22 protein-coding genes are annotated in these 18,589 nt (G+C 62.6%); 10 read left to right on the top strand and 12 right to left on the bottom strand.

Annotation, left to right across the window (positions count from 1 at the left end):
* Positions 1–34: 34 nt before the first annotated feature.
* Together EGN72_RS15245 and EGN72_RS15240 are read left to right on the top strand one after the other, a co-directional pair.
* Complete coding sequence (locus tag EGN72_RS15245) at positions 35–1,384, top strand: aspartate aminotransferase family protein (RefSeq protein ID WP_127049064.1); 1,350 nt, start codon at positions 35–37, stop codon at positions 1,382–1,384.
* Positions 1,381–2,217, top strand: a complete 837-nt coding sequence (locus EGN72_RS15240) for an EamA family transporter (RefSeq protein WP_127049061.1) — start codon at positions 1,381–1,383, stop codon at positions 2,215–2,217. The genes EGN72_RS15245 and EGN72_RS15240 overlap by 4 nt, the downstream gene beginning before the upstream one ends.
* Positions 2,218–2,225: 8 nt before the next feature.
* Here the strand turns inward: EGN72_RS15240 and EGN72_RS15235 are convergent, their stop codons facing one another.
* Entirely contained in the window at positions 2,226–3,416 is a 1,191-nt protein-coding gene (locus tag EGN72_RS15235; RefSeq protein WP_127049059.1) for a diaminopropionate ammonia-lyase, read from the bottom strand.
* Between the two features lie 135 nt (positions 3,417–3,551).
* On the opposite strand from EGN72_RS15235, the gene EGN72_RS15230 reads away from it, so the two are divergent.
* From EGN72_RS15230 to EGN72_RS15220, 3 genes are read left to right on the top strand one after another with little or no spacing between them, the layout of a single operon-like run.
* Complete coding sequence (locus EGN72_RS15230) at positions 3,552–4,295, top strand: allophanate hydrolase subunit 1 (RefSeq protein ID WP_127049057.1); 744 nt, start codon at positions 3,552–3,554, stop codon at positions 4,293–4,295.
* The gene (locus EGN72_RS15225) at positions 4,292–5,302 is read left to right on the top strand and encodes a biotin-dependent carboxyltransferase family protein (RefSeq protein ID WP_127049055.1); all 1,011 of its coding nucleotides are present in this window, start codon (positions 4,292–4,294) and stop codon (positions 5,300–5,302) included. The genes EGN72_RS15230 and EGN72_RS15225 overlap by 4 nt, the downstream gene beginning before the upstream one ends.
* Positions 5,299–6,078 carry a LamB/YcsF family protein gene (locus EGN72_RS15220; protein WP_127049053.1) on the top strand — a complete coding sequence of 260 codons (780 nt, stop codon included), beginning with the start codon at positions 5,299–5,301 and terminating at the stop codon, positions 6,076–6,078. The genes EGN72_RS15225 and EGN72_RS15220 overlap by 4 nt, the downstream gene beginning before the upstream one ends.
* A gap of 18 nt (positions 6,079–6,096) precedes the next feature.
* On the opposite strand, the gene EGN72_RS15215 is transcribed toward EGN72_RS15220, so the two are convergent.
* The 9 genes from EGN72_RS15215 to EGN72_RS15180 all read right to left on the bottom strand — a co-directional run bounded on the left by EGN72_RS15215 (position 6,097) and on the right by EGN72_RS15180 (position 13,061).
* The gene (locus EGN72_RS15215; protein WP_127049051.1) at positions 6,097–6,831 is read right to left on the bottom strand and encodes a GntR family transcriptional regulator; all 735 of its coding nucleotides are present in this window, start codon (positions 6,829–6,831) and stop codon (positions 6,097–6,099) included.
* 135 nt (positions 6,832–6,966) lie between these two features.
* Entirely contained in the window at positions 6,967–7,653 is a 687-nt protein-coding gene (locus tag EGN72_RS15210) for a M48 family metallopeptidase (protein WP_127049049.1), read from the bottom strand.
* Positions 7,654–7,717: 64 nt separating this feature from the next.
* The gene (locus EGN72_RS15205) at positions 7,718–8,314 is read right to left on the bottom strand and encodes a DedA family protein (RefSeq protein ID WP_127049047.1); all 597 of its coding nucleotides are present in this window, start codon (positions 8,312–8,314) and stop codon (positions 7,718–7,720) included.
* Positions 8,311–8,628, bottom strand: a complete 318-nt coding sequence (locus EGN72_RS15200; protein WP_127049045.1) for a hypothetical protein — start codon at positions 8,626–8,628, stop codon at positions 8,311–8,313. Before EGN72_RS15200 ends, EGN72_RS15205 begins: the two co-directional genes overlap by 4 nt.
* Complete coding sequence (locus EGN72_RS15195) at positions 8,625–9,809, bottom strand: VWA domain-containing protein (protein ID WP_127049043.1); 1,185 nt, start codon at positions 9,807–9,809, stop codon at positions 8,625–8,627. The genes EGN72_RS15200 and EGN72_RS15195 overlap by 4 nt, the downstream gene beginning before the upstream one ends.
* A 4-nt stretch (positions 9,810–9,813) precedes the next feature.
* Complete coding sequence (locus EGN72_RS19320; protein ID WP_199743757.1) at positions 9,814–9,978, bottom strand: hypothetical protein; 165 nt, start codon at positions 9,976–9,978, stop codon at positions 9,814–9,816.
* Between the two features lie 38 nt (positions 9,979–10,016).
* Positions 10,017–11,393, bottom strand: coding sequence for a DUF2927 domain-containing protein (locus tag EGN72_RS15190; protein ID WP_127049041.1), 1,377 nt, complete (start codon positions 11,391–11,393; stop codon positions 10,017–10,019).
* Between the two features lies 1 nt (position 11,394).
* On the bottom strand, positions 11,395–11,748 hold the full coding sequence (locus EGN72_RS15185) for a GNAT family N-acetyltransferase (protein WP_158623206.1): 354 nt from the start codon (positions 11,746–11,748) through the stop codon (positions 11,395–11,397).
* 476 nt (positions 11,749–12,224) lie between these two features.
* Positions 12,225–13,061, bottom strand: coding sequence for a MoxR family ATPase (locus tag EGN72_RS15180; RefSeq protein ID WP_127049036.1), 837 nt, complete (start codon positions 13,059–13,061; stop codon positions 12,225–12,227).
* 172 nt (positions 13,062–13,233) lie between these two features.
* On the opposite strand from EGN72_RS15180, the gene dksA reads away from it, so the two are divergent.
* Both dksA and EGN72_RS15170 read left to right on the top strand, forming a co-directional pair.
* Positions 13,234–13,656 (top strand): RNA polymerase-binding protein DksA, encoded by a 423-nt coding sequence (dksA, locus tag EGN72_RS15175; protein WP_127049403.1) that lies wholly within the window; start codon positions 13,234–13,236, stop codon positions 13,654–13,656.
* Between the two features lie 89 nt (positions 13,657–13,745).
* Positions 13,746–14,960 (top strand): FAD-dependent monooxygenase, encoded by a 1,215-nt coding sequence (locus EGN72_RS15170; protein WP_127049034.1) that lies wholly within the window; start codon positions 13,746–13,748, stop codon positions 14,958–14,960.
* 19 nt (positions 14,961–14,979) lie between these two features.
* On the opposite strand, the gene xth is transcribed toward EGN72_RS15170, so the two are convergent.
* Positions 14,980–15,759 carry an exodeoxyribonuclease III gene (gene xth, locus EGN72_RS15165; RefSeq protein ID WP_127049032.1) on the bottom strand — a complete coding sequence of 260 codons (780 nt, stop codon included), beginning with the start codon at positions 15,757–15,759 and terminating at the stop codon, positions 14,980–14,982.
* 176 nt (positions 15,760–15,935) lie between these two features.
* Here xth and EGN72_RS15160 point away from each other — a divergent pair, with 176 nt between their 5' ends.
* The 3 genes from EGN72_RS15160 to EGN72_RS15150 all read left to right on the top strand — a co-directional run bounded on the left by EGN72_RS15160 (position 15,936) and on the right by EGN72_RS15150 (position 18,229).
* Positions 15,936–16,124, top strand: coding sequence for a hypothetical protein (locus EGN72_RS15160; protein WP_127049030.1), 189 nt, complete (start codon positions 15,936–15,938; stop codon positions 16,122–16,124).
* Positions 16,125–16,244: 120 nt separating this feature from the next.
* Complete coding sequence (locus tag EGN72_RS15155) at positions 16,245–17,303, top strand: hypothetical protein (protein ID WP_127049027.1); 1,059 nt, start codon at positions 16,245–16,247, stop codon at positions 17,301–17,303.
* Positions 17,300–18,229, top strand: coding sequence for a DMT family transporter (locus EGN72_RS15150; protein ID WP_158623205.1), 930 nt, complete (start codon positions 17,300–17,302; stop codon positions 18,227–18,229). Before EGN72_RS15155 ends, EGN72_RS15150 begins: the two co-directional genes overlap by 4 nt.
* Before the next feature lie 12 nt (positions 18,230–18,241).
* Here the strand turns inward: EGN72_RS15150 and EGN72_RS15145 are convergent, their stop codons facing one another.
* Positions 18,242–18,568: an iron-sulfur cluster assembly accessory protein gene (locus tag EGN72_RS15145; protein ID WP_127049401.1), complete on the bottom strand. Its 327-nt coding sequence runs from the start codon at positions 18,566–18,568 to the stop codon at positions 18,242–18,244.
* Positions 18,569–18,589 lie beyond the last annotated feature (21 nt).

Genomic DNA, 18,589 nt, shown 5'->3' with positions numbered 1-18,589 from the left:
GCGCGTTTCCTCTCCAAAATCAAAGGTATGCCGGATGAAGCTGACCCATACCGAAGGTGAGTCCAACCAATCCGCCGCGCGTCGCGCTTGGGCCGCGAAACACCCCGATCCCGCCACGCGCGACCTGCTCGCCCGGGATGCCAATGCGTTCTTGCATCAATCGCTTTCCAGCCCTTGTGTGTCGACCATCGCCAAAGCCGAAGGCATCTGGATCGAGGATACCGCAGGCCGCCGCTATATGGATTTTCACGGCAATTCGGTGCATCACATCGGCTATGGCCATCCGCGCCTTGTGGCGGCGATCAAGGCGCAACTGGATGATCTGCCCTTCGCGCCCCGCCGCTTTACCAATGAACCTGCTGTCGCTTTGGCCGAAAAGCTGGGCCGCCTTGCGCCCGGCGGTCTGTCGAAGGTGCTGTTCACCACCGGCGGGTCCGATGCGAATGAGGTGGCGCTGAAAATCGCGCGTGCGGCGACGGGGCGGTTCAAGACCATCAGCTTTTGGGATGCGTTCCACGGTGCGGGCTTTGGTGCCGCATCGGTGGGGGGCGAGGCCACGTTCCGCAGCCATATCGCGGGGCCGTTGATGACGGGCACCGAACATGTCGCGCCCTTCAACTGCTATCGCTGCCCCTATAACCACGCGGGGCCAGAGGTTTGCGGCCTCGCCTGTGCGGGGATGGTCGATTATATCCTGGGCCGCGAAACCGATGTGGCCGCCGTGATCGCCGAGCCGATGCGCGCAGTGCCCGTGGTGCCGCCGCCGGGGTTCTGGCAAGCGGTGCGCGCGGCCTGCAACCGCCATGGCGCGCTGCTGATCATGGATGAAATTCCCACCGGGCTGGGCAAAACCGGGCGCATGTTCGCCTTTGAACATGACGCGGTGATCCCCGATATCGTTACTCTCGGCAAGGCGCTGGGCGGGGGTATCCTGCCCATTGCCGCCGTTCTGGCGCGGCGTGATCTTGATCTCTGCGGCGATTTCGCCATCGGCCATTACACGCATGAGAAAAACCCCGTCACCGCCCGCGCTGCCCTGATCACCTTGGAGATCATCGAGGAAGAAGGGCTGGTAGAACGCGCTGCCGAACTGGGCGCACATGCCATGGCGCGGCTGCACGCCTTTGCGCCACAAAGCCGCTTTGTGGGCGATGTGCGGGGCAGGGGGTTGATGTTTGGCGTGGACATTGTCAGCGACCGCGCCAGCAAAACCGCCGCCCCAGATCGCGCCGAACGGATATATTACCGCTGTCTGGCGGCGGGGCTGTCGTTCAAGATCAGTGCGGGGTCGGTGCTGACCCTGTCGCCACCGCTGACCATCAGCCGCAATGATCTGGACCGCGCGCTCAGCATCGTTGAAACCGCCATTCTGGCCGAAGCATGACGCCACTCGCGCTGGGGATCGTGCTGTTCTCGGCCTTTCTGCATGCCGGATGGAATGCGATGCTGAAGGCGGTGGACGACCGTGCCGGGGTGTTGGGGGCTGTCAGTCTGGCGCATGCGCTGGCGGGGGTGGTGCTGATTGCGCTGTCGCCTTTGCCGGACCGGGCAAGCTGGCCGTCGATCTTTGTCTCGACCGTCGTGCATTACGGCTATTACCTGCTGTTGTTCCGCGCCTATCGCCATGGTGATCTGAGCCAAGTTTACCCGATTTCACGCGGGTTGGCCCCGGCCTTTGTGGCGCTGTCGGCCTATCTGCTGATCGGCGAGGGGCTGGGGCCGCTGGGCTGGGTGGGTTTGGCGCTGGTGTCGGGGGGAATTGGCCTGTTGGCGCTGCAACGCGGAGCTGCGCAGGCGCAGGGTAGCACGATTGCCTTTGCGGTGCTGTTGGGCCTGTGCATCGGCACTTATTCGGTGGCCGATGGTCTTGGCATCCGGCAGGCGGGCACCGCCACGGGCTATATGGGCTGGCTGTTTTTATGTGAGGCCCCGGTGCCGCTGGCCATTGCGCTGCATCGCCGCCGCAACCGGGGCCATTTCGCGCCGCGCACGCTGATTCTGGGGCTGATGGGCGGGGCGGCGGCGGTCACGGCCTATGGGCTGGTGCTTTACGTCAAAACCCTCGCGCCTTTGGGGGCGGTGTCGGCGGTGCGCGAATCCAGTGTCATCATCGCCGCGCTGATCGGCGTGCTATGGTTTGGCGAGCGGCCATGGCGGGGCCGGATGCTGGCGGCGGTGATTGTGGCGGCAGGCGTGGTGGCGCTGGCACTGGCCTGAGGCTAATCCTAATCCGCCTCGGCCATCATGGCCGCGTAAATCTCGGGGTCGGTGATACCTTCGGAGCCGAACAGCAGCACCCGCGATTCTCCCGTCAGCCCCAGCCTTTCGCGCAGCCCCGGTTGGCGCGCGGCAGCGATCAGCGCGGCCAAGCCCGCCACGCCGCTTTCGCCGCCTTCGATCTGCGGGTCCGCCCCCAAGGGCCGCGCCAAAAGCCGCATCGTGGGGCCGATCAGCGCATCAGGGATGGCAAGGTAATCGCTGGCTTCCTCCACCAACACCTCCCATGCAAGGGGGGAGGGTTCGCCGCAAGACAGGCCCGCCATGATGGTTTCTGCGGTGATGTCGACCGCGGTGGCGCGGCCTGCCTGTGCGCTGGCCCGCAGGCAAGGGGCAAGCGCGGGTTCCACCACGATCACGCGGGGGGCGGCATCGCCCCAATTCTGGCGCAGGCAGGCGGCCACGCTGGCGGCAAGCCCGCCCACGCCCCCTTGCACAAAAACATGGGTCGGGGCGCGGTCCATCGCAGCGCAGGCCTCGGATACCATGGTGCCATATCCGGCCATCACATCGCGCGGCGGTTCGGTATAGCCGGGCCAAGAAGTATCGGCGACCATGAACCAGCCATGCCGCTGCGCATCGTCCCGCGCTGCCGCAACCGAGGCGTCATAATTGCCCGCAATCCGGCAGACATCGGCCCCGAAATCGCGCATCACCTGCGCGCGCGCCTCGCTGACCTCGGCATGAATATAAATGCGGCATCCGGCCCCAAAGCGCTGGCAGCCCCATGCCAGCGAGCGGCCATGATTGCCATCGGTGGCCGAACACAGCGTGACCTGTGCGGCCTCGGCCCGCAAGGCGCCCGAACGGATCTCGGCCAGTGTCACGCTGCGGCCCAACCTTTTGCCAAGGGCCGCTTGCAGCACCCGCAAAGCCGCATAGGCCGCCCCCAGCGCCTTGAAACTGCCAAGACCAAAGCGCGGGCCTTCGTCTTTGTAAAGCACCGCGCCAAGGCGCAGGCTTTCGGCCAAGGCGGGCAGCGGGTGCAACGGGGTGACGGCATAGCCTGCCCAGCTTGCAATCTCGGCCTGTGCGGCGGCGAAAGCCTCGGGTGACAGCACGCGCTGCGCGGCCCCGGAGGCACGGCGCGGGGCGTGGAAATGGTCGATCACGGCAGAGTCAAAAGGGTCAAAGCGCATGGCGGGCCTTTTCAAGCAAGCAATGCGGACAGCCTGCCATGGGGGCATGGCGAAGGATAGGGAAAAGCAGGCCATAGGGGTGCGATCTGCGCAAAGGGGCTTGCGGGCGATGGGGCAAAGCGGCACGATTGCCTGATGCAATCCCTTGATCCCTCTCCTCAAATTCATGCGCTTGGGCTGACGGGCCTTTTGGTGCGGTTTTCCGATCATCTGACGGATGCGGCCAACCGCGCCGCCATCGCCTTTCGCGCGGCGGTCGAGGCAGAGGCTTGGCCGGGGGTGGAGGAAACATCTTCCTCGCTTGCCGCGACCTATCTGCGGTTTGACCCGCTGCGCCTGTCGCATCAGGATTTGACGGCCAAGCTTCGGGCGCTGTTGGCGCAGGCGGATTGGTATGCCGCCCCCGCGCCGTCGGGGCGGCGGTTGTGGCGTATTCCCACGGTTTACGGCGGTGCGCATGGCCCGCAACTGGCCGAAGCGGCAGGTTTGGCCGGGCAAAGCGAGGCCGAGGCCGTAGCGACCCTGTCGCGCGCGCGGATGCGGGTGCTGACGCTGGGCTTTGCCCCCGGTCAGCCCTATCTTGGCGAATTGCCCGAACAATGGAACATCCCGCGCCAGAACAGCGTGACGCCGCAGGTGCCTGCCGGGGCGCTGGTGGTTGCGGTGCGGCAATTCGTGCTGTTTGCCAACCCGTCCCCGACCGGATGGCGCCATATCGGCCAAACCGCCTTTCGCTGCTTTCGCGCCGAATGCGCCGACCCCTTCACCCTGCGCGCAGGCGATGAGGTGGAATTCTGCGCCGTGACCCCAGCGGAATTCGCCAATCTGCAAGCCGACAGCCGCAGCAATGGCGGCGCAAGCGTGGAGCCCTTGGCATGACCGCGCTTTTGGTGCTTTCCGCTGGCGCTGGTGTGACCGTGCAGGATCAGGGCCGTCCGGGGCATATCGGGCTTGGCCTGTCTTGCGGTGGCGCGGCGGACAGGTTGGCCCTTGCCGAAGGGGCGGCGCTGCTGCGGCAAAGCCCGGATCTGGCTGCGTTGGAAATGGCGGGGTTTGGTGGCAGTTTCACCGCCACTGGCCCGTTGCGCATTGCGCTGACCGGGGCGCCGATGCGGGCCACGCTGGATGGCGCGCCCTTGGCGTGGAACGCCAGCCACGCCCTGCCGTCCGGCGCACGGCTGGAGATTGGCGGCGCGCAAAGCGGGGTCTATGGCTATCTGTCGGTGGGCGGCGGCTTTGCCACCGAAACCTTCCTTGGCGCGCGCGCCACCCATCTTGCCGTGGGGATCGGGCGCGGCCTTGCGGCGGGGGACCGCTTGCCCATCGGCGCCGATACTGGCGATGTGGTGGGGCTTGGCCTTGCCGTTGCAGACCGGTTCAACGGGGGCAGGGTGCGGGTCATCGCCTCATTGCAAACCGCGCTGTTCCCAGAGGCAGAGATTGCCCGGTTTCAGGCCACCCCCTTTCACCGCGATGCGCGTGCCAACCGTCAAGGCGTGCGGCTGTTGCCGGATGGGGATGGGTTTGGCCTTGCCTCCGGCCAGTCGATCCTGTCGGAAATCATCACCCCCGGCGATATTCAGATCCCCGGCGATGGCGCGCCTTTCGTGCTGCTGCCCGAGGCGCAGACCACCGGGGGCTATCCGCGCATTGGCACGGTGTTACCTGCCGACCTGCCGCTGGTGGCGCAATGCCCGGCGGGGGGCGCGTTGCGGTTCGCCTTTGTCACGCTGGAGGAGGCGATGGCCCTGCACCGCACATACCAGACAGCGACGGCACAGCTTTCCCGCCATTGCGCGCCTTTGCTGCGCGACCCGCGCGATATGCCCGATCTGCTGTCGTATCAACTCATCTCTGGCATGATCACCGGAACGGAGGACGCATGACCCTGACAGTCGACCTGAATGCCGATATGGGCGAAAGCTTTGGCCCCTGGACCATGGGCGCGGATGCAGCCCTGCTGCAAACCATCACCTCGGCCAATATTGCCTGCGGGTTTCACGCCTCGGACCCGGATGTGATGGCGGCGACCATGGCGGCAGCGGTGGCGCAGGGCACCGGGATTGGCGCGCATCCGGGCTTTGCCGATCTGCAAGGCTTTGGCCGCCGCCGCCTGTCGCTAAGCCATGCCGAGTTGCGGCATCTGGTGGCCTATCAACTGGGGGCCGCACAGGCGATGGCGGCACTGGCAGGCGGCAAGGTGCGGCACCTGAAGCTGCACGGCGCGCTGGCAAATATGGCCGCCGAAGATGCGGCGATGGCGCAGGCCTGCTATGAAGGCGCTTTGGCCGTGGCCCCGGAGATCATCATCATGGTGCTGGCCGCCACGGCGCAGCAAACCGCGGTGGAACGGCTTGGCTGCACTTGGGCCGCCGAAATCTTTGCCGACCGGGCCTATAATGATGATGCCACGCTGGTGGACCGCAAGCTGCCCGGCGCGGTGATCCATGACGCGGATCTGGCCGCCCGCCGCATGGTCGAGATGGTGCAGGCAGGGGCCATCATCACCGCCAGCGGCAAGCATATCCCCACCCCGATTGACACGATCTGCCTGCATGGCGACACGCCCGAAGCGGTGGAGATTGCTAGCAAAACCCGCGCGGCGCTGACGGCGGCAGGCATTACGGTGGCACAATTCAAAGGCCGCAAACAGGCAAGCTGACCGTTTCGCCGCCCCGCGTTACTTCACGCTTGCGGGCTGGTGCTGTGGCTGGGGCGGCTCTGCCCCCTCCATCACGGCGCGAAAGATGGCCAGCGCGGTTTCGCCATGCGCCTTCAGCAGGCTGGTGGCGGCGGTTTTGTCGCGGTCCAGCACGGCGACCATCAATTCCGTGTGGCGCGGCACCGAAATCGCCTCTGCGTGCAGGTGGTCCAAATCCGGCACCTCTGCCTGCAACCGCGCCAGAACCGCCTGATGATGGCGCTGCATCTGGCCCAGAACCTGCGCGTAAAACCGCTTCAACCAGTCAGAGCGGGCACCGGCCAGCAAGGCAAGGTGAAAGCGGTCGTGCAAGGCGATCCATGTCTGGCGATAGGCCAGCGTATCGGCCTCTCCCAAGGGGGGCACGGCTTGTGCCAGATGGTAATGCGCCGCGACCAGATCGGTTTCCCATTGCTTGTGGCCATGGGCGATCACATCCTCCAGCAAGGCGTTTTCCAGCGCGGACCGCGCCAGCAGCAAATCCATGAACGCTGGAAGGGAGGCCGGGGCCACGCGCCAATCGCGCGGACCTTCGGCAACCACCAGCCCTTGTTCGACCAAACGTGCCAAGGCGTCGCGCAATGGCGCTGCGCCGATGCCGTATTGCGCTGTCAGAACCGCGATGCGCAGGGATTTTCCAGTGGGCAATGTGCCGTTCAGGATATCGCGGCTTAACGTCTCCAGTGCCGCCTCTGTCTTTGCTTCGGACCCCATAAACCACCACCCCCGTAATCGTTAACCATTCCAAGACAACACAGCCGCACAGAGAAATGTGAAGCAAATTCCGCCGTCTACACAGTTTTGTGACAGTTTGTCACACCCTTGTTACGGTTTGGGTCAGAGCAGGTATTAGTCAAGGCCCCATTGCGCTTCGCGCCGTTCAATCGCGGCGATCCGTTCATCGGTTTTGGGGTGGCTGCGCAGCCATTGCGGGATGTCATGGCCTTTTGCCCCGGTCAGCCGGTCCAGTTTGGCGAACAAGCTTTTTTGCGGGGCGGTCCCGATGCCCGCCTTGACCAGCAGGGCGCTGGCATAGGCATCTGCCTCATTCTCATCCTTGCGCGACAGGCCCGCGCCAAGAAGGGTGGTGACGTAGGACGCGATGAACACGCCCACGATCGGGATGAACCGGCTGAGCAAGGTCGCGATCAGCATGAACACCGCGTTCTGCCCGGTCACGTCGATCATCCGCCGCTTGGTATGGCCAAGCGCCACATGCCCCAACTCATGCGCCACGACCGAGGCGATTTCATCCGCGCTGACAATGCCTTGGCGGTAGCGGTCAATAAAACCACGGGTCAGGAAGATGCGGCCATCGGGGGCGGCAAGCCCGTTCACTGGCTCCACATCATAGACATGCACGGCAATATGCGGCACCTCCAGCGCTTGCGCCATGCGGGCCATGACGGCCTCTAGCTGTGGGTCGCGCAGGGGTTTGGACTCGCGGTCCAGATGCTTGGCCGTTTGCAAGGCCGAAAACCTATACATGAAATAGGCCAGCACAAGCGGCAGAAGAATGGGCAGCAGCTTTATCATACCAAATATATGGGGTGGCAAAGGCGCAGGAAAAGCCCGAAGGCCAGAGATTTGCGCAGGCGGCTCATCTTGTGGCGCGGCGTTGCGCCCAAAGCGCGCGGCCCAGCAGCAGCGTCACCATGCCTGCGGTCAAGGCCCCGATCACGTTGCCCAGCGTATCCGAAAGCTCTTCGATCTGGGTGCCAAAGACATAGCCGAGCGTGACATAAACCGCGACCCATGTTGCCTCTCCCGCCAGATCGGCCAGCAGAAAGCGCCGCCACGGCATCCGGGTGGCCCCGGCGATCAGGTTGACATAGGGGCCAAGCGGGCTGAACAACCAGCGCGTCAGATAAACCGCCCAACCGCCGCGCCGCGCCAGCAAAGCCTCGGCCTGCGTCAACAACCGGGCAGAGGCGGGGCGGCGGCGCAACCACGCCCAAAGCCGCTCTCCGCCCCGGTAGCGGGCCAGAAGATAGCCGCCCTGATCGCCCAATACAGCCCCCGCAAAGGCCCCAAGGCAGACCTGCCACAACACCAGATCGCCTGCGGCGGCAAAGGCCCCGCCTGCCATCATCATCAAAGAGGAGGGCATCGGCAGCGCAAAGCAAGACAGCAGGGTCGCCAGTGAAATCACCAGCAAACCGTAATCCGACACCAAAAGCAGCAGCGTATCTGTCATTTCGACGCCCGCGCCGCGATCAGCGCCTCAATCTCGGCGATCAGATCCTCGACCGGGATGCCACGCTGTTGGGCCAGTTTTTCCAGCGGCACCCGTGGGGTTTCGCCGGGGGTCAGGTGCAGAATCTCCTGCAAATCCGCGCGCGGCAGATCATAGGTGCGGCCAATGTAGCGCGGGGTCATCCAGGGTTCGACCGGGTGCAGCCCGCGTTCCGGGTCCATCCAGAATACCGCGAAAAATATCGCGCGGGTGATGAAAAACACCGTCAGACCGGCGGCGATCACAAACACCGCCAGCATCGCCTTGCGTCTCATCGGCTCAGCTCCCTTGTGCCTTGGCTGATGCCCTCCAGCGTCATCGGCACCATACGGTCGCCGATGATCTGCCGGATCAGCCGGATCGAATGGCTATGCGCCCAGAACCGTTCCGGCGTCGGGTTGATCCACAGATGCGAGGGCCAGTGCTGGCAGAACCGTTCCAGCCAAACCTGCCCTGCCTCAGGGTTCCAATGTTCATTCGCCCCGCCGGGATGCAAAATCTCATAGGGGCTCATGCTGGCATCGCCGACGAAAATACATTTCCAATCCGGGCCATAGGTGCGCAACACTTCCCAAGTCGGGGTTTGCGCATCCCAGCGGCGGCGGTTGTCGCGCCACAGCCCTTCATAGACGCAGTTGTGAAAGTAGAAATGCTCCAGATGCCGGAATTCAGAGCGCGCGGCGCTGAACAATTCCTCGACCACCTTCACATAAGGGTCCATGGAGCCGCCGACATCAAGAAACAGCAGCACCTTGACCGCGTTGCGCCGTTCGGGGCGGGTCTGCACATCCAGATAGCCATGTTCGGCGGTGGCGCGGATGGTGCCATCAAGGTCCAACTCCTCGGCGGCGCTATCGCGGGCCCATTTGCGCAGACGTTTCAGCGCGACCTTTATGTTGCGGGTGCCCAATTCCACGCTGTCATCAAGGTTCTTGAACTCGCGCTTGTCCCAGACCTTGACCGCGCGGCCATGGCGGCCCTCTTTCTGGCCGATGCGCACGCCTTCGGGGTTATAGCCATAGGCCCCGAAGGGCGAGGTGCCGGCGGTGCCAACCCATTTGCTGCCCCCCTGATGGCGGCCCTTTTGCTCCTCCAGCCGTTGCTTCAGGGTTTCCATCAGCTTGTCAAACCCGCCCAAAGCCTCCACCGCGGCGCGTTCCTCATCGCTCAGGTGCTTTTCGGCCAGCTTCCGCAGCCACGCCTCCGGCAGGTCCAGCGCGTCGATCACCGCCTCTGGCGTGACCGTCTCTAACCCTTTGAAACTGGTGGCAAACGCGCGGTCAAACCGGTCGAGATACCGCTCATCTTTTACCATCGCGGTGCGGGCGAGATAGTAGAACCCATCGACATCATACGTCACCAGCCCCGCGGCCATCCCTTCCAGAAAGGACAGATATTCCCGCAGGCTGACCGGAACCCCGTGCTGGCGCAATGTGTCGAAAAAGGGAAGGAACATCGCCTTAATACATGCGCTCGATGATGATCGTGGCGAACAGGCCGACAAGGCAGAAGGCGATGCCAAAGCCCGCCGCATATTGCAAGATATCCAACAGTTTTCCGCCGCGTTTGCGCGCGATGCTGCCCCCGATGATGGCGCCCAGCACCAAACCACCCAAAACGATCATGTCATAGCCCCCGTGACACAGGGGCTATGACCCTGCTGTCAGCTTCTGTTACCGCGCCGCGCCAGCGCCGAGATTTCGGCCGCCCGCGCCTTGACCTGCGCATCCGAACCAAAGCCATAGCGCGCCCAGCCGCGACTGTCTATCCGAACGGCTGCGGCTTCTTTGCTGCGCCCTTTCATCGACAGCGCCTCGGCCTTGACCAGCATCAGCGTGGCCATCAGCGCGGCGTTTTCTGCGGCGGCCACCACAGGCATCGTGCGGTTGGCCAGTTCCAGCGCCTTGTCGGCTTGCCCCTGCGACAGCGCATAGGCGGCCAGTTGCATATCGACATGGGCCGCATGAATGGCGCCACCGGGCAAGGAGCGATAGATGCGCCCGGCCTCGGTAAAGGCGGAAATCGCGGTGTTCGGATCACGCGCAAGGGTCAAACGGCCAATGGCGAAATAGCTGAAAGCCAGCCGCCCGCCGGTCCAGCCCTGCGCCTTGGCGATGGACAAAGCCTGACGCGCCGCAGCTTCGCGACGGTCCGCGCTGCCGCCATTGCCAAGGGCCACCTCGATCGCATTGATCCATTGCCGCGGGGTCGGCGTCGCTTCGCTGGACCCTGCACGGTTCCCGGCCGGATTGATCCGCGCCAGAATGCCCGGCAGCTTGGCCGCCACCTGTTCCTGCGTCATGCCAGACCGCAGTTCCGGCGCGTAATAGGCGCGCAGGATGGTCATATCAAAACCGGTCAGCGAGGTGTGGAAGTTATCGTCATTAAAGACAGAATCGGTGAGGCGGAACAGATCGTTCAGCGGCCCCATCGCCTGTGCGGTTTCTTCATGAAGGCAATCACGCACCTCTTGAGCAGAGCTGTCGGCGGGAATGAAAACGGAAACGCGGTCGCGCTGGCTCAGGCTGGCCCAATCCAGCGTGCCATTGTTGCGGCTGGCGCGGAACTCATCCCAGCTTCCCACGCGCGGCACCACAAAACAGGCCACGTTGGCATAGGTGGCCTGAATGGTTTTGCGCGGCACGAATTCGATATTGATCGAGGCCGGGCCCTGCGCCACTTCGCGAATGTTCAAACCGGCCTCATTGCGGAAGCGGGCCAGGAGGCGGGACAGATCGGTCGCGGCACTGGGCGGAACCGCCCCGGCGGTGCGCACCGTGATCGGGCCTTCAAACCGGGTCAGAACGGGCAGGGGCCGCCCGCTTTCCATCCGAAACGACAATTCCAGAAAATCGCGCGCGATCTCGGGGTTGCTGCGCTGTGGCCGCCCCGCCGAGGTCAGGCCAAAACGGTTCATTTCAGGCGGCAGCGTCAGGCTGGTCGACGTGGACGCCTTGGTTTTGTTCATCGACACGTCTGCGCCGGGGCTTGGAACGCAGGCGGTCAGGCAGCAGATCGCCAAAATAGAGGCCAAACGCATATTATGCGGCCTTTCTGAACTGGAGGAACGGAGAAGTGACAGCCACAGCAGCTTGTGCGTCCTGCCCACGAATGGACGCTTCGGCAGCCATCCAATAGATCAGGGGTGCGCCTTCTTGCATCCCCTGTTGATAGATCGCCCGTATCAGCGTTGACCCGGCCTTTTGGGCCTGTGCTTCGGGCGTGATATAAAGGTCTTGAACAACGTAAGCGTTTTCAAAGGCATAGGGGCTTTCGTGACGTTCAAAATGGGCAATGCCCACCATCTCGCCATTGCATTCCACCACCATGGCCCCGGCATTGCCTTCGCGATGCGCAAGTTTGCGGAACAGGGCTGTGCGGTCGGTCCAACGCATTCTTGTCTGGTTCAACGCCAGATACTGACCCCATAGGGGAAACCAAGCCTCGAAGTCGCCGGGCTTCAATTCTCGGGTCGTCAAGATATCGTGTTGGGTCATGACACACTCGCCTTGCTGTTCTGCTCTGAGCTTCACAGAACAAGGTAGGAGTGTCAGTTTCGGGGCCTGCTCGTGTCAATCTTGGGGAATTAATGCGGCGTTAACGGAGTCTATGGCTAGGGTGGCCAAAGTCGTGGACCGCCAGATTTACCCGAAAATGATCGCGATATATTTCAGATTGTTTCAGAAATGACAGGTTGCGTGATTGAAATGTGGCGCAATTGTGGCAACACGGTGGCGCCCCTGCCTTAATCTTGCCCCGATTCTGACCCGATTTGAACAGGTTACAAGGCGACTTTAAAGCAGAGACTCAAGTTTCACCCGATGTTCGATACCTACAAGATGTAGACTCCGGCCCCTGGGCGCATCGGGCCTTAGCGATTGCCCCGCGCCATGAAGGCCAGCCGTTCGAACAGATGCACGTCCTGCTCATTTTTCAACAGCGCGCCATGCAGCTTGGGCAAGGACACCTTGTCCCGCGCCAGATCCTCGGGTGTCAGATCCTCGGCCAACAGCAGCTTCAGCCAATCCAGAACCTCGCTGGTCGAAGGTTTCTTTTTCAGCCCCGGCATCTCGCGCAATTCGTAAAACTGCGTCAGCGCGGTGGTCAGGAGCGCCTCTTTGATCCCCGGGAAATGCACTTCGACAATGGCGCGCAGGGTGTCCATGTCGGGGAAGCGGATGAAGTGAAAGAAACAGCGGCGTAGAAACGCATCCGGCAGTTCCTTTTCATTGTTGGAGGTGATGATGACAATCGGGCGTTGACGCGCCTTGATGACCTCACCGGTTTCATAAACGAAAAACTCCATCCGGTCCAATTCCTGCAACAGGTCATTGGGGAATTCGATATCGGCCTTGTCGATCTCATCAATCAGCAACACGACACGTTCTTCCGCTTCAAAGGCCTGCCACAGCTTGCCCTTGCGGATGTAGTTTTTCACGTCATGCACCCGCGCCTCGCCAAGCTGGCTGTCGCGCAACCGGCTGACGGCGTCATATTCATACAGACCCTGCTGCGCCTTGGTGGTCGATTTCACATGCCATTCCAGCAGCGGCATCCCCAGCGACTGCGCCACCTGCCGGGCCAGTTCCGTCTTGCCCGTTCCCGGTTCCCCTTTCACCAGCAGCGGGCGCTGCAACACCACGGCGGCATTCACGGCAACGGTGAGGTCTTCGGTGGCTATGTAGCTGTCAGTAGAGGCGAATTTCATCTTCTGGTTGCGACCTTGCTATTTGTTCCAGCGCGAACTTATCTGCGCCATCAAATTGTCGCAACCGCTAGTGACAATCGTTTCAGCTTCCGTTAAGTGACCGCCAATAGGAGCGCGCGCGATGTCAAATGCCCCCCTGTCGGGACCGTCCGACCAAATGGAGATTGATGAGATGAAGGCTGAGTCCTTTCTTCCAGACGATTACCGCCCGGCCGAGAACGAGCCATTCATGAATGACCGCCAGCTTGAATACTTCCGCCGCAAGCTGTTGACGTGGAAGCAGGACCTGCTGGACCAATCCGCAGAAACCATCGAGGGGCTGCAAGGCTCTGCCCGGTCGGTGCCTGATATCGCTGACCGTGCGTCCGAGGAAACCGACCGCGCGCTGGAACTGCGCACCCGCGACCGTCAGCGCAAGCTGGTGTCCAAGATCGACGCCGCGCTGCGCCGCATCGACAACGGTGAGTTCGGCTATTGCGAAGTGACCGGAGAGCCGATTTCGCTGAAGCGTCTGGATGCCCGCCCGATCGCCACGATGACGCTGGAAGCGCAAGAAAAGCATGAGCGCCGCGAGCGGGTTCACCGCGAGGATTGATCTGTCATTGATTGGCAGACGACTATCAGACAATCTGCACAAGGCCGGACCCCGTTAGGTTCGGCCTTGTGCTTTTGGAAGGCCCAAACATGAGTCTAAAAGATATCGAAGTCACCGTGCTTGGGGCAGGAGTTGCGGGGTTTGCGGTCAGCATTGCGCTGGCGCAGCGTGGCGCGAAAGTGACCTTGCTGGAACAGGCCGATGCGATCCGCGAAGTGGGGGCGGGTTTGCAGATCAGCCCGAACGGGGCAGCGGTGTTGCGCGCCTTGGGCCTTGGCGCGGCTTTGCAGGCGGCATCATTGCGCACTCAGGCGATAGAGTTGCGTGACGGCTATGGCGGCGACCCGGTCTTGCGGATGGATCTGACGCGGCTGCGCCCCACTACGCCGTTTCACCTGCTGCACCGCGCTGATCTGATCGCGCTTTTGCAACAGGGGGCCGAGGCTGCGGGCGTCGATCTTCAGCTTTTGCAACGGATTGAGCAGGTGGACCTGTCCGGCGCGCAACCGCGCTTCACCACCGCCTTGGGCAATGAGCGGAGCGCAGGTCTGCTGATCGGGGCTGATGGGTTGCATTCGCGGGTGCGGGCGGCGCTGAACGGGGCGGTTGCGCCCTTCTTCACGCATCAGGTTGCCTGGCGCGCGCTGATCCCGGCAGAGCCGGGAGAGCCTGCGGTGGCCGAGGTGCATATGGGGGCCGGGCGGCACTTGGTCAGCTATCCGCTGCGCGGCGGCACGATGCGCAACATTGTCGCCGTCGAGGAACGCCGCAAATGGGTCGAGGAAGGCTGGAACCTGCGCGACGACCCGCTGGAACTGCAACTGGCGTTTGAGGGGTTCTCGCCGCGGGTGCGGGGATGGTTGGCGGCGGTCACGGATGTCTGGCTTTGGGGGCTGTTCCGCCATCCGGTCGCCAAGCATTGGGTCGGCCCTCAGACGGCCATCCTAGGGGATGCTGCCCATCCGACGCTGCCATTCCTTGCGCAAGGCGCGAATATGGCGCTGGAGGATGCTTGGGTGTTGGCCGATTGTCTGGATCGTTTGGGCGTGGCCAATGGCTTGCCCGCCTATGAGGCCGCGCGCCAGCACCGCTGTGCCCGCATCGTGCAGGCGGCCAATGGCAATGCGCGCGCCTATCACCTGCGTGACCCTTTGCGCGGGCCTGCGCATCTGGCACTGAAACTAGGGGGTGCCGTTGCGCCGGGGCTTGGATTGCGGCGCTTTGACTGGATTTATGGCCATGATGTAACAGCAGGCGCGGCGGCCAGATCGGCGGCCAGATCGGGGGCAGGGCAGGGCGCCTGAACGGCACCCCGCGCGGGCGTCAGGCCGCAAGCTCTATCCAGACCGGGACGTGATCGGACGGCTTTTCGCCTGCCCGCACCTCGCGGTCAATCCGGCAGTCTTGCAGCAAATCGGCCGCCTGCGGTGACAGCAGCAAATGGTCAATCCGGATGCCATTGTTCTTTTCCCACGCGCCGGCCTGATAATCCCAGAAACTGTATTGGCCGGGCGCTGGGTTGCGGGCGCGGAAGGCATCGGTCAGCCCAAGGTTGACAATGCGCCGAAAGGCCGCGCGCGTGCTGGGCAGGAACAAGGCATCCTCGGTCCAAGCCATTGGATTTGCGGCATCTTCCGGCTGTGGGATGACGTTGTAATCGCCCGCAACTACCAGCGGCTCCTCGGTTTTCAGCAAGGTCGCGACCCGCGCCTCCATCCGGGCCATCCACGCCAGCTTGTAGTCATATTTCGGCCCCGGCACCGGGTTGCCATTGGGCAGATACAGCCCGCACAGCCGCACCGCCCGCGTGCCCATCACCGTGGCCTCGATCCAGCGGGCCTGTTCGTCGCTGTCATCGCCGGGCAGGCCGCGCGTCACATCCTCCAGCGGCAGGCGTGACAGGATCGCGACCCCGTTAAACCCCTTTTGCCCATGGGTCTCAACGCGGTAGCCCATATCCTCGAACAGCTCCCGCGGGAAGTTTTCATCCACGGACTTGATCTCTTGCAGCGCCACCGCATCCGGTTTCGCCGTCTCCAGCCAGCGCGGCAGCGCCTCGATTCGCGCCTTGATTCCGTTAATGTTGAATGTTGCCAGCTTCATATCATGCCCCCCGAGTTATCCCAGCTATCGTGCAATTGCGCCGATCTGGCAAGGGTTTGGCGGTATCGAATTGTGTGGATAAACCTGTGGATGCAAAAAAGCTTGGTAAATCAACCGAAAGCTGCATTGATATAAGAGCGAAAAGTCGCCCTGTAGCTGTCAAAAGGAGCATGCTTATGAAAATGAACACTGTTAAAAAAACCGTCGTTGAAACTGCTATTGTCGAAAAGGTTTCTGCTGATATGTTCAGCGGTGAAATGACCACCATGGCACAAAGCTTTTCAGCGCCGGAAATCAAGCTGGGCGCTGCTGATATGATCAGCGGTCAGGCCACAGTGATGGCGCAAAGCTTCTCGGCTCCCTGATCCGAGACTGGGTTGCTGTGTTGCACGGTGGCCCCGTGGCTGAGGTGTCGACCCACCTCAGCCGCGATTTTAAGAAGGGCGGTCCTATGTATCGCCTTTGCGTTTTAAGGGACGTTTGAAATGACAGTAATTTCTTTGACCTTTCCGCGCGTTAAAACATCGGACAATCCGGTCGCGCTGGTGATTGAAATGGTGGCAGAGCGTCGCCATGCCAAAACCAATGCCTTTTGGTATAAGGAAAACGGAGAGTTGCTGTCAGTGCTGCGCGCGCTGGATTGGCCAGTGCAAGGTGCTGATTTGCGCCCCTATGACGATGCGGGCGCCAAGCTGCTGCCCCTGCTGCGGTTCTTTCCGCAATATTATCGCCTGATCCTTGGATTTTCTTATGATCTGAACGTGTTATCCGGCACGCCTCATGCGGCGCAGCCGGTTGCGGCTTGGGCAGAGCAATCCGGTTTGGCCGCCAAGGAATTGTCGGATGTTGCACGGGTAGAGGCGGATTTTCTGATCGACCGCGCGCTGAACCGCCCGCAAGCAGGCTCTGGCCATGCCACGCGGCTGCAAGCCTTCTGCGAAAACAGTGATGCTTTCCGGCTGCCGGATCGCGCGGCGGCCTACAGCCTGACGCATATGGTTTTCTACGCCACCGATTATGGGCGCAAGCCTATGGCGCAGAATGAAAATATCCGCCGCAGTCTGATCCATGCGGGGCTGGTCGCTTGGCTGGATCAGGATATGGATATTCTGGCAGAAGTGGTTCTGGCCCTGCGGTTCAGCGAGGCTGCGGTGCCAGACCTGTGGGCCAATGCAGTCCTGCGGGCGGCCTCTGACGTGTTTTGTGGCAGCCAAGCGGCGGCGGGCGCTGATGATTTCCACGAAATGCTGATGCTGAACTGGGCCGCGGGGCAGTTGGGCGGTCGGGCCTTTGCCTTTGACATGCCCCACGATGCCACAACCTTCCACCGGCCAGAGCGTGGACCTTCGGCCCTGCAAGAGCTGTCGGCCCAGCTTTTTGCCTTGGGCGATCAGCGGCGCGGCGATTGGGGCGTGATGCGCTGGCGGCTGTGGCCCGCGCTGTCAGAACCCGCCCAAGCCCGCCTTGCCGAGGTTGAGGCATGGCCAGAATTCACCGCCTTTTTCCAAGGCTTTGCCCGCGCCGATCTGGGGGTCGCGGCATGACCCGTGAAATGGCGCGTCACACGCTTTGGGCCGGGGTCGCCATGCTGGTGCTTGCCACCGTGCTGGGGGCTGCAACGGATGGGTTGGCCAAATTCCTGTCCGGGCGGCTGCCCGTGGCCGAGGTTTTGATGATGGCCAATGGTTTCGTCGCGCTGATCACCTTTTGGGTCGCCAAGGGCATGACCCGGTTTTCCCACCAAAAGGTCGATTGCCTGACGACCAAACGCCCTGATCTGCTGATGTTGCGCTGTCTGACAACGGTTGTTTCGGCCTTTGCGTTCTTTCTGGCGGTAAAGCTCTTGCCGCTGACACAGGTGTTCTTGTTCGTCGGGTTGACCCCGGTGATGGCAGCGGCCTTGTCGAAACTGGTGCTGAAAGATGGCATCGGGCGCGCGGAATGGGCGGGACTGTGCCTTGGCGCGTTTGGCGTTGCTGTGCTGTTTCTGGGGGATCTGAGTTGGCCGGGCTTGGGCCATTGGGCAGGCTTTACCGGAGCCTTTGCTGGCACGATCAGCCTGATGCTGTCGCGCCGGATGGCGCAGTTTGAAAAGAACGCGATGGTGCAGGTGTTTTACCCCAATCTTTGCGTGGCCTTGGTTGCGGCTCTCTGGGCGGTCTGGGATATTCACCCGATTGGCCTGACCGAGTTTTGGGTCGGGCTGCTGTTCGGCCTGTGCATGTTCTTGGGACGGTGGAGCCTTGTGATCGCGATGCGCAACCTGCGGCCCACGGTGGCCTTTCCGCTGGCCAATATTCAATTCGTCTGGATGGCGATGATCGGCTATCACCACTTTGGCGAGGTGCCGACCGTGCAAACGGTGATCGGTGCGGGATTGGTGGGATTGGCCGGGGCGGTGGCGCTGCTGTGTCAGGCGCGGGTCGACCGGGCGCTGCCTTCGCTCAGGGCGCAGACGGCACAGGCCTGACCGCGCGCTTCGCTACATCGAAAAGGAAATCCCGCAGCCGCAGGAACTGCTGGCATTCGGGTTTTCAATGACGAAACGCGCGCCGATCAGCTCTTCTGAAAAGTCGATCACTGCATTGGACAGGAAGGGCAGCGACACTGAATCCACCAGCACCTTCATCCCGTCTTTTTCAAAGATCACATCATCTTCCGCAGGATCGTCCAGCCGGATGTCATATTGAAAGCCGGAACAGCCGCCGCCTTCGACAGCCACGCGCAGGGCCTTGGTGTCGCCTGTCGCCTCGGCAATCTCGGCCAGACGCGCAAAGGCGCGGTCGGTGACGCGGGGGGGCAGGGTCAGTGTCATGGCATGGGCCTATCT

Source organism: Pseudorhodobacter sp. E13 (assembly GCF_003991405.1).
Classification (GTDB): domain Bacteria; phylum Pseudomonadota; class Alphaproteobacteria; order Rhodobacterales; family Rhodobacteraceae; genus Pseudorhodobacter.
This window is presented reverse-complemented; position numbering and strand designations above follow the sequence as displayed.

Coding starts and splice junctions, on each gene's coding strand:
- EGN72_RS15245 (WP_127049064.1), top strand. CDS start 35: ATGAAGCTGACCCATACCGAAGGTGAGTCCAACCAATCCGCCGCGCGT.
- EGN72_RS15240 (WP_127049061.1), top strand. CDS start 1,381: ATGACGCCACTCGCGCTGGGGATCGTGCTGTTCTCGGCCTTTCTGCAT.
- EGN72_RS15235 (WP_127049059.1), bottom strand. CDS start 3,416: ATGCGCTTTGACCCTTTTGACTCTGCCGTGATCGACCATTTCCACGCC.
- EGN72_RS15230 (WP_127049057.1), top strand. CDS start 3,552: ATGCAATCCCTTGATCCCTCTCCTCAAATTCATGCGCTTGGGCTGACG.
- EGN72_RS15225 (WP_127049055.1), top strand. CDS start 4,292: ATGACCGCGCTTTTGGTGCTTTCCGCTGGCGCTGGTGTGACCGTGCAG.
- EGN72_RS15220 (WP_127049053.1), top strand. CDS start 5,299: ATGACCCTGACAGTCGACCTGAATGCCGATATGGGCGAAAGCTTTGGC.
- EGN72_RS15215 (WP_127049051.1), bottom strand. CDS start 6,831: ATGGGGTCCGAAGCAAAGACAGAGGCGGCACTGGAGACGTTAAGCCGC.
- EGN72_RS15210 (WP_127049049.1), bottom strand. CDS start 7,653: ATGATAAAGCTGCTGCCCATTCTTCTGCCGCTTGTGCTGGCCTATTTC.
- EGN72_RS15205 (WP_127049047.1), bottom strand. CDS start 8,314: ATGACAGATACGCTGCTGCTTTTGGTGTCGGATTACGGTTTGCTGGTG.
- EGN72_RS15200 (WP_127049045.1), bottom strand. CDS start 8,628: ATGAGACGCAAGGCGATGCTGGCGGTGTTTGTGATCGCCGCCGGTCTG.
- EGN72_RS15195 (WP_127049043.1), bottom strand. CDS start 9,809: ATGTTCCTTCCCTTTTTCGACACATTGCGCCAGCACGGGGTTCCGGTC.
- EGN72_RS19320 (WP_199743757.1), bottom strand. CDS start 9,978: ATGATCGTTTTGGGTGGTTTGGTGCTGGGCGCCATCATCGGGGGCAGC.
- EGN72_RS15190 (WP_127049041.1), bottom strand. CDS start 11,393: ATGCGTTTGGCCTCTATTTTGGCGATCTGCTGCCTGACCGCCTGCGTT.
- EGN72_RS15185 (WP_158623206.1), bottom strand. CDS start 11,748: ATGCGTTGGACCGACCGCACAGCCCTGTTCCGCAAACTTGCGCATCGC.
- EGN72_RS15180 (WP_127049036.1), bottom strand. CDS start 13,061: ATGAAATTCGCCTCTACTGACAGCTACATAGCCACCGAAGACCTCACC.
- dksA (WP_127049403.1), top strand. CDS start 13,234: ATGAAGGCTGAGTCCTTTCTTCCAGACGATTACCGCCCGGCCGAGAAC.
- EGN72_RS15170 (WP_127049034.1), top strand. CDS start 13,746: ATGAGTCTAAAAGATATCGAAGTCACCGTGCTTGGGGCAGGAGTTGCG.
- xth (WP_127049032.1), bottom strand. CDS start 15,759: ATGAAGCTGGCAACATTCAACATTAACGGAATCAAGGCGCGAATCGAG.
- EGN72_RS15160 (WP_127049030.1), top strand. CDS start 15,936: ATGAAAATGAACACTGTTAAAAAAACCGTCGTTGAAACTGCTATTGTC.
- EGN72_RS15155 (WP_127049027.1), top strand. CDS start 16,245: ATGACAGTAATTTCTTTGACCTTTCCGCGCGTTAAAACATCGGACAAT.
- EGN72_RS15150 (WP_158623205.1), top strand. CDS start 17,300: ATGACCCGTGAAATGGCGCGTCACACGCTTTGGGCCGGGGTCGCCATG.